The 9,892-nt window shown below is 59.1% G+C and carries 7 protein-coding genes; all 7 read left to right on the forward strand.

Annotated elements, in window-relative coordinates; genetic code table 11:
• The first annotated feature begins 71 nt into the window (after positions 1-71).
• Positions 72-4,313 carry a DNA-directed RNA polymerase subunit beta' gene (gene rpoC, locus ACR0M9_RS18675; RefSeq protein ID WP_480488900.1) on the forward strand — a complete coding sequence of 1,414 codons (4,242 nt, stop codon included), beginning with the start codon at positions 72-74 and terminating at the stop codon, positions 4,311-4,313.
• Between the two features lie 211 nt (positions 4,314-4,524).
• Positions 4,525-5,304, forward strand: coding sequence for a hypothetical protein (locus tag ACR0M9_RS18680; protein ID WP_480508591.1), 780 nt, complete (start codon positions 4,525-4,527; stop codon positions 5,302-5,304).
• A 138-nt stretch (positions 5,305-5,442) separates the two neighbouring features.
• On the forward strand, positions 5,443-6,312 hold the full coding sequence (locus ACR0M9_RS18685) for a DMT family transporter (RefSeq protein ID WP_480774323.1): 870 nt from the start codon (positions 5,443-5,445) through the stop codon (positions 6,310-6,312).
• Between the two features lie 435 nt (positions 6,313-6,747).
• Positions 6,748-7,119, forward strand: coding sequence for a 30S ribosomal protein S12 (gene rpsL / locus ACR0M9_RS18690; RefSeq protein ID WP_005621086.1), 372 nt, complete (start codon positions 6,748-6,750; stop codon positions 7,117-7,119).
• Between the two features lie 15 nt (positions 7,120-7,134).
• Positions 7,135-7,605 (forward strand): 30S ribosomal protein S7, encoded by a 471-nt coding sequence (rpsG, locus tag ACR0M9_RS18695; RefSeq protein ID WP_039529242.1) that lies wholly within the window; start codon positions 7,135-7,137, stop codon positions 7,603-7,605.
• 18 nt (positions 7,606-7,623) lie between these two features.
• Complete coding sequence (fusA, locus tag ACR0M9_RS18700) at positions 7,624-9,741, forward strand: elongation factor G (protein ID WP_480484702.1); 2,118 nt, start codon at positions 7,624-7,626, stop codon at positions 9,739-9,741.
• Between the two features lie 60 nt (positions 9,742-9,801).
• Positions 9,802-9,892 (forward strand): GTP-binding protein (locus tag ACR0M9_RS18705; protein ID WP_036223564.1); only part of this gene is annotated, 91 nt, incomplete at its 3' end.

Consider the following 9,892-nt stretch of genomic DNA (forward strand, 5'->3'; position numbering starts at 1 on the left):
TGATCCGGCGTAGGCCGGGCTTCAGCCCGGCACTGCGTGACCCCCGCACCCTCTAACTCTGAGGTAAAGAGATGAACCAGGAAATCACCAACAACCCGTTCAACCCGCTGACGCCCCCGAAGGTCTTTGACGAAATCAAAGTCTCGCTGGCGTCGCCCGAACGGATTCTGTCTTGGTCCTATGGCGAGATCAAGAAACCCGAAACCATCAACTACCGGACGTTCAAGCCCGAACGTGACGGTCTGTTCTGCGCGCGTATCTTTGGCCCGATCAAAGATTACGAATGTCTGTGCGGCAAATATAAGCGGATGAAGTATCGCGGCGTTGTCTGCGAGAAATGCGGTGTGGAAGTCACCCTGCAGAAAGTCCGCCGCGAGCGTATGGGCCACATCGAACTGGCCGCGCCCGTTGCACATATCTGGTTCCTGAAATCGCTGCCGTCCCGCATCGGTCTGATGCTGGACATGACGCTGCGCGATCTGGAACGCGTTCTGTACTTTGAAAACTATGTCGTCATCGAGCCCGGTCTGACCGACCTGACCTACGGCCAGATGCTGACCGAAGAAGAGTATATGGATGCGCAGGATGCCTTTGGCATGGACGCGTTCACCGCCAATATCGGTGCCGAAGCCATCCGTGAGATGCTGGCCCAGATCGATCTGGAAGCCGAAGCCGAACAGCTGCGCGCTGATCTGGCCGAAGCCACAGGCGAGTTGAAGCCCAAGAAGATCATCAAGCGTCTGAAGGTTGTTGAATCCTTCCTCGAGTCGGGCAACCGGCCTGAATGGATGGTCATGACCGTGATCCCGGTCATCCCGCCGGAACTGCGTCCGCTGGTTCCGCTGGATGGTGGCCGTTTCGCGACGTCGGATCTGAACGATCTCTATCGCCGCGTGATCAACCGGAACAACCGTCTGAAGCGTCTGATCGAATTGCGCGCGCCTGACATCATCGTCCGCAACGAAAAGCGGATGTTGCAGGAATCCGTGGATGCTCTGTTTGACAACGGCCGTCGTGGCCGGGTGATCACCGGCGCCAACAAGCGTCCGCTGAAATCGCTGTCGGACATGCTGAAAGGCAAGCAGGGTCGCTTCCGTCAGAACCTTCTGGGGAAACGCGTCGACTTCTCGGGCCGTTCGGTCATCGTGACCGGTCCGGAGCTTAAGCTGCACCAGTGTGGTCTGCCCAAGAAGATGGCGCTGGAGCTGTTCAAGCCGTTCATCTACTCGCGCCTTGAAGCCAAAGGTCTGTCTTCGACCGTGAAACAGGCGAAGAAACTGGTCGAGAAAGAGCGTCCCGAAGTTTGGGATATCCTCGACGAGGTGATCCGTGAACACCCTGTCATGCTGAACCGTGCGCCGACGCTGCACCGTCTTGGCATTCAGGCGTTCGAACCGGTCCTGATCGAAGGCAAAGCGATCCAGCTGCACCCGCTGGTCTGTTCGGCCTTCAACGCCGACTTCGACGGCGACCAGATGGCCGTTCACGTCCCGCTGAGCCTTGAGGCACAGCTGGAAGCCCGTGTTCTGATGATGTCGACGAACAACGTTCTGTCGCCTGCAAACGGCGCGCCGATCATCGTTCCGTCGCAGGACATGATCCTGGGTCTGTACTATGTGTCGCTGGAACGTGCGGGCATGCCGGGCGAAGGCAAGGTCTTTGGTTCGATCGACGAAGTTCAGCACGCGCTGGATGCGGGTGAGGTGCATTTGCACACCAAAATCACCGCGCGGATCACGCAGATCGACGAAGAAGGCAACGAAGTTCAGAAGCGCTATGAAACCACTCCGGGCCGTCTGCGTCTGGGTGCCCTGCTGCCGATGAACAACAAGGCACCGTTCGATCTGGTCAACCGCCTGCTGCGGAAGAAAGAAGTGCAGCAGGTGATCGACACCGTCTACCGCTACTGCGGCCAGAAAGAGTCGGTTATCTTCTGTGACCAGATCATGTCGATGGGCTTCAAAGAAGCGTTCAGGGCGGGCATCTCGTTCGGCAAGGACGACATGGTCATTCCAGACGACAAGTGGGGCATCGTTGATGACACCCGCGATCAGGTGAAAGACTTCGAACAGCAGTACATGGACGGCCTGATCACTCAGGGTGAAAAGTACAACAAGGTTGTCGATGCCTGGTCGAAGTGTAACGACCGCGTCACCGAGGCGATGATGAGCACCATCTCGAACGTCGCCAAGGCCGAAGACGGGTCTGACATGGAACCGAACTCGGTCTACATGATGGCCCACTCCGGTGCGCGGGGCTCGGTCACTCAGATGAAACAGCTGGGCGGTATGCGCGGCCTGATGGCCAAGCCGAACGGTGACATCATCGAGACGCCGATCATCTCGAACTTCAAGGAAGGTCTGACCGTTCTTGAATACTTCAACTCGACCCACGGTGCCCGTAAGGGTCTGTCGGATACCGCTCTGAAGACGGCGAACTCGGGTTACCTGACCCGTCGTCTGGTGGACGTGGCGCAGGACTGCATCGTTCGTGAGATCGATTGTGGCACCGAGCGCGCAATCACTGCCGAAGCTGCGGTCAACGATGGTGAGGTTGTCGCCTCGCTGGCCGAGCGTATCCTGGGCCGTGTGGCGGCTGACGATATCCTGCGTCCGGGTACGGATGAGGTGCTTGTTGCGGCTGGTCAGCTGATCGACGAACGTATGGCAGACACCATCGACGAAGCGGGCGTTCAGTCGACCCGCATCCGCTCACCTCTGACCTGCGAGTCTGAGGAAGGCGTCTGTGCCACCTGCTACGGTCGTGACCTTGCTCGCGGTACCATGGTGAACACGGGTGAGGCTGTCGGCATCATCGCCGCCCAGTCCATCGGTGAACCCGGTACACAGCTGACGATGCGGACCTTCCACATCGGTGGTGTTGCGCAAGGTGGTCAGCAGTCGTTCCAGGAAGCCAGCCAGGCTGGCGTCGTATCCTTCGAGAACCCGCAGATCCTGGTCAATGCCGCAGGCGAAAGCCTTGTCATGGGCCGCAATATGAAGCTGGTGATCAAGGACGATCACGGCGAAGAGCGCGCCAGCCACAAGCTGGGCTACGGCTCCAAGCTGTTCGTCAAGGAAGGCACCAAGGTGGCCCGCGGCGACAAGCTGTTCGAATGGGATCCCTACACCCTGCCGATCATCGCCGAGAAAGCCGGTACCACCAAATACGTCGATCTGGTTTCGGGCCTTGCCGTCCGTGACGAGACCGACGAAGCAACCGGCATGACCCAGAAGATCGTGATCGACTGGCGCGCCGCCCCCCGTGGCAGCGACCTCAAGCCCGAGATCATTCTGGTCGGTGACGATGGCGAACCGGTCCGCAACGATGCGGGCAACCCGGTTCACTATCCGATGTCGGTGGATGCGATCCTGTCGGTCGAAGATGGCCAGAAGATCGAAGCCGGTGACGTTGTTGCGCGTATTCCGCGTGAAGGTGCCAAGACCAAAGACATCACTGGTGGTCTGCCGCGTGTGGCCGAACTGTTCGAAGCCCGCCGTCCGAAAGATCACGCGATCATCGCAGAAGCCGATGGTTACGTGCGCTTTGGCCGCGACTACAAGAACAAGCGCCGCATCAGCATCGAACCGGCTGACGAGTCACTGGAACCCATCGAGTACATGGTACCCAAGGGCAAGCACATCCCTGTTGTCGAAGGCGACTTCGTACAGAAGGGCGACTACATCATGGACGGTAACCCGGCCCCGCATGACATCCTGTCCATCATGGGTGTCGAGGCGCTGGCGAACTACATGATCGACGAAGTGCAGGATGTGTATCGTCTGCAAGGCGTGAAGATCAACGACAAGCACATCGAAGTCATCGTGCGCCAGATGCTGCAGAAGTGGGAGATCCTAGATTCAGGCGACACCACCCTGCTGAAAGGCGAACATGTCGACAAGCAGGAGTTCGACGCAGCCAACGAAAAGACCATCGCCCGCGGTGGTCGTCCGGCACAGGGCGAGCCGATCCTTCTGGGGATCACCAAGGCCTCGTTGCAGACGCGTTCGTTCATCTCGGCGGCGTCGTTCCAGGAAACCACCCGCGTACTGACCGAAGCGTCCGTGCAGGGCAAAAAGGACAAGCTGGTCGGCCTGAAAGAGAACGTCATCGTTGGTCGCCTGATCCCCGCCGGTACCGGTGGGGCCACGCAGGCCGTCCGCCACATCGCGCAGTCGCGCGACAATGTGGTGATCGAAGCCCGCCGGGAAGAGGCCGAAGCGGCCGCTGCCCTGGCTGCGCCGATCATGGATGATGATCTGGTCGGGGATGAGCTGGACGTTCTGGTGGAAACACCCGAAAGCCGCGAGTAATCGCCCGATTGACAAGTTTAGGAAGGCCCCGCGATTTCGCGGGGCCTTTCGTTTTTGCAGGGCTGAAACGCGCACCACGCTTAAGGCGGTTCCAGACCACTGGAATATCGCGCTCGCCGTATGAGACCTGCAATAACAGTAGGGTTTTTCTGGTTTAGCCTAAACTGTGCTACCATCCGCCATGAGTTCACACAGGTGACGGGGGTGGATGATGAGAGCTGTCACAAAGTTGTCGCGCGTATTTTCGGTTTTCGGTCTGGGCCTGATGGCCGCCTGCACGGACTATGCCTATGTGGGGATGCCACCGGGCCAGCCATCGCGTGAGATCGTGATCCCGAACGGCACGACGCGCCTGATCCCGATATCCGGCTCGATCGTCGGGCTGGCATATGATGAGCCGCGACGGCGGATCTTCCTGCGCAATCTTCCCGGTACCCAGCTACAGGAGCTTGACCGAAATGGCCGTGTCCTGCGTACCTTTGCGGCACAGCGGGTTCCGGCCGGATGCGGTGGCATCACACCTGACGAGTTTCCCATCAAAGAATGCGGGTTGGCCGTTCGGGGAAGCGACGGGCATCTGTTCCTCGACCATCCGAACGGGGTGATGATCGCGGAACTGACCCGCGACGGGCAATTTGTGCGCAACATAACCCTCAGCCAACCGCAAGGGCCGATTGGCGGGCTGGCCTTTGATGAAACGACCGGCACGTTTTATGTGCTGTTCATCCGCAATCGCCTGATCGCCGAGGTGGATTTGAACGGCACGGTGCTTAGGACAATCCGGGCGACCAATCCATCGGTCGGCGCAGCGGTGCAGATCGAACGCTTTGGCCTTGGCATCAATTCCAAACGCCGCGAGCTTTATGTTGCGCTTCAGAACGGCAACCAGCTTGGCGTTCTGGACATGTCCGGCGGGTTGATCGCAACGCACATGCTCAGCGCCGGGGTGGCTGTGGAAGGGATCGGAGGTGGTCGGGTCTCTGGTCTCTGATAGGGGCTCAGAAGGCGTTTTCGACCCGCTCCCAACGCGTCGGAGCGTAATTCTTGCGCTGATCTGATTTGATGCGTTGACAGGCGGCTGTCCGATTGGGCCAATGGCCCGATCACTCTGCGCAGGGCCAAATCTGACATGAACCCAAACACCAAAGGTGCCTTGCTGATGATGGGCAGCATGGCGGCCTTCACCCTGAACGACACTTTGGTCAAGGTCGCGCTTCGGGAACTGCCATTGTTCCAACTCGTGGCCATGCGGGGCGTTCTGGCCGTTTTCCTTGTCTATGGTCTTGCCCGCTATCTGGGGGCGCTGCACCTCAATTTCTCACACCACGACCGGTGGCTGGTTGCGCTGCGCAGTCTGGCCGAACTGTCGGCTACCTTCTTTTTCCTGACAGCGCTCAAGAACATGCCGCTTGCCAATGTGACGGCCATTCTGCAGGCGCTGCCTCTGACCGTGACGCTGGGCGCGGCGCTGGTCTTTTCCGAACAGGTCGGCTGGCGGCGCATATTGGCGATTGCCATTGGTTTTGGCGGCATGGTTCTGATCGTCAGGCCCGGACCTGACGGCTTCAGCCTGTATTCCATCTACGCGCTGATCGCAGTGGCTTCGATCACGGTTCGCGATCTGGTGACGCGACGCATGTCGCCCCAGGTTCCGTCAATGGTGGTGACACTGGCGACGTCTCTTTCCATCACGGTGGCCGCCGCGATTGCTTCGGTGTTCGAAGGATGGGTTCCGGTTTCCGGCGCTGCGGGTGCTCTGGTTGCGGCGGCGGCCGTGTTCGTCCTGATGGGCTATCTGTTCAGCGTCATGGTCATGCGTCAGGGCGATGTCGGGTTCATCGCGCCGTTTCGCTATTCCAGCCTAATCTGGGCCCTGGGGCTGGGTTGGGCCGTATTCGATGAATGGCCTGACGGTTTGACCATGCTGGGTGCAACTCTGATCGTGGCCGCCGGACTGTTCACGCTGTTCCGGGAACGCGCACGCCGGGAAGCGGCGTGAACCTGCGTGACAAGGCTCTGAACACTGGTTATCCAAAGGCGAAACCCGGCCTCCGGTTGCGGGTTTGGTTCGGCATTGGCACTTCTGGTGCAGGGCGGTTTTATGAACCCGGTTGAGCCCGCGCACCCACATCGGCACGGCCCGGATCAGCCTATTGCCGGGCAACCGGTATCGTGCTGTTGACACTCGGGCCGACTCCCCCTATTACGCGCGTCATCTCGGTGCCGGGGGCCGCCCCATAGCCGATTCCAGTAATGAGCTGGTCAAGGCCCGGACAATTTTGCAGTTCGCGCCCTCTGAGAAACAACCGCGACGTTCACCTCGGAATGGGAACGCTCGTGGGTTTTGCGCTTGTGGACGCATCAGCGCAGCGAAGTTAGCCGCACGCAGCCCGCGTGCATGTCATGTGTGTTGCAAAACGGGGAAGAAACCGGAATGCCAACTATTCAACAGCTGATCCGCAAACCGCGGCAGCCCAAAGTAAAACGCTCGAAGTCCATGCACCTGGAGCAGTGCCCGCAGAAACGCGGCGTCTGCACACGTGTTTACACCACCACACCGAAGAAACCGAACTCGGCTATGCGTAAGGTTGCCAAGGTGCGCCTGACCAACGGGTTCGAGGTCATCTCGTACATCCCCGGTGAAAGCCACAACCTTCAGGAACACTCGGTTGTTCTGATCCGTGGCGGCCGTGTGAAAGACCTTCCCGGTGTGCGTTACCACATCCTGCGCGGTGTTCTGGATACTCAGGGCGTCAAAGACCGTAAGCAACGCCGTTCGAAATACGGCGCGAAGCGTCCCAAGTAAGAAGGAGAGGCTGATATGTCACGTCGTCACGCCGCCGAAAAACGCGAAGTCCTGCCTGACGCCAAGTTTGGCGATAAGGTTCTGACCAAATTCATGAACAACCTGATGATCGACGGCAAGAAGTCGGTCGCCGAGCGCATCGTCTACAACGCCTTTGACCGCGTTGAGAACAAGATCAAGCGCGCGCCCGTCGAAGTGTTCCACGAAGCACTCGACAACATCAAACCGTCGGTCGAGGTTCGCTCGCGCCGGGTTGGTGGTGCAACCTATCAGGTTCCGGTCGAAGTCCGCCCCGAGCGCCGCGAAGCACTGGCCATCCGCTGGCTGATCACCGCTGCGCGCGGCCGCAATGAAAACACCATGGAAGAACGCCTCGCCGGTGAGCTGCTGGACGCTGTACAGTCCCGCGGTACCGCCGTGAAGAAGCGCGAAGACACCCACAAGATGGCCGAGGCGAACAAAGCCTTCAGCCATTACCGTTGGTAATCCCAGAGGCTTATCCAAATGGCACGCGAATATCCGCTCGAACTATACCGTAACTTCGGTATCATGGCGCACATCGACGCAGGTAAGACCACCTGCTCGGAGCGTATCCTGTATTACACTGGTAAATCCCACAACATCGGTGAGGTGCACGATGGTGCAGCCACCATGGACTGGATGGAGCAGGAGCAGGAACGCGGCATCACCATCACTTCGGCTGCGACCACCACCTTCTGGGAACGCACCGAAGACGGTCAGACCGCCGATACCCCCAAGCACCGCCTGAACATCATCGACACCCCGGGCCACGTTGACTTCACCATCGAAGTCGAACGCTCGCTGGCGGTTCTCGACGGTGCCGTCTGCGTTCTGGACGCAAACGCCGGTGTTGAACCCCAGACCGAAACTGTGTGGCGTCAGGCTGACCGCTACAAGGTTCCGCGTATGGTTTTCGTCAACAAGATGGACAAGATCGGCGCAGACTTCTTCAACTGCGTTCGCATGATCGAAGACCGTACCGGCGCACGCGCTGTTCCGGTTGGTATTCCGATCGGTGCCGAAACCGAGCTGGAAGGCCTGGTTGATCTGGTCACCATGGAAGAGTGGCTGTGGCAGGGCGAAGACCTTGGTGCAAGCTGGGTCAAAGCTCCGATCCGCGACAGCCTGAAAGACATGGCTGACGAATGGCGCGGCAAGATGATCGAAGCGGCCGTCGAAGAAGACGACGACGCGATGATGGCCTATCTGGAAGGCGAAGAGCCCGACGTTCCGACCCTGCGCAAACTGCTGCGCAAAGGCACGCTGGCGCTGCATTTCGTACCCGTTCTGGGAGGCTCGGCGTTCAAGAACAAAGGCGTTCAGCCGCTGCTCAACGCTGTGATCGACTATCTGCCCAGCCCGCTGGACGTTGTTGATTACATGGGCTTCAAACCCGGCGACGAGGAAGAAGTTCGTAACATCGCACGTCGTGCCGATGACGACATGGCCTTCTCGGGTCTGGCGTTCAAAATCATGAACGACCCCTTCGTTGGTTCGCTGACCTTCACCCGCGTTTACTCGGGCACCATGAACAAGGGCGACTCGATCCTGAACTCGACCAAAGGCAAGAAAGAGCGCATCGGTCGTATGATGATGATGCACTCCAACAACCGGGAAGAGATCGAAGAAGCGTTTGCAGGCGACATCATCGCGCTGGCGGGTCTGAAAGACACCACCACCGGTGACACTCTGTGCGATGCGAAGGATCCGGTGGTTCTGGAAACCATGACCTTCCCCGATCCGGTGATCGAGATCGCGGTCGAGCCCAAAACCAAGGGCGACCAGGAAAAGATGTCTCAGGGTCTGGCCCGTCTGGCCGCCGAAGACCCGTCCTTCCGCGTGGAAACCGACCTGGAATCGGGTCAGACCATCATGAAGGGCATGGGCGAACTTCACCTGGACATCCTGGTGGACCGTCTCAAGCGCGAGTTCAAGGTCGAAGCCAACATCGGTGCGCCTCAGGTGGCTTATCGTGAAACCATCTCGATGCCGGTCGAACACACCTATACCCACAAGAAACAGTCGGGTGGTTCGGGTCAGTTCGCCGAAGTCAAGCTGGAGATCCAGCCCACTGAGGCAGGCGAAGGTTACTCGTTCGAAAGCCGCATCGTTGGTGGTGCCGTTCCGAAGGAATACATCCCCGGTGTTGAAAAAGGCATCAACTCGGTCATGGACAGCGGCCCTCTGGCTGGCTTCCCCGTGATCGACTTCAAGGTTGCCCTGCTGGACGGTAAGTTCCACGACGTTGACTCGAGCGTTCTGGCGTTCGAAATCGCGGCCCGTATGTGTATGCGTGAAGGCATGCGCAAAGCTGGCGCGAAGCTGCTGGAACCGATCATGAAGGTCGAAGTGATCACCCCGGAAGAATACACCGGCGGTATCATCGGCGACCTGACCTCGCGTCGGGGCCAGGTGTCTGGTCAGGAACCGCGCGGCAACGCGATCGCGATCGATGCGTTTGTTCCGCTGGCGAACATGTTCGGCTACATCAACACCCTGCGTTCGATGTCGTCGGGCCGCGCCCAGTTCACCATGCAGTTCGACCACTACGATCCGGTTCCGCAGAACATCTCGGACGAGATCCAGGCGAAATACGCATAAGCGACGATTTGAGGGAGCGCCGTTCCGGGGCTCCCTTCATTACAGAAAAAGGAGGCCATCATGGCAAAGGAAAAGTTTGAGCGTAATAAGCCGCACGTCAACATCGGCACGATTGGGCATGTTGACCACGGCAAGACGACGCTGACCGCAG

Source organism: Ruegeria sp. CH2, assembly GCF_056537065.1.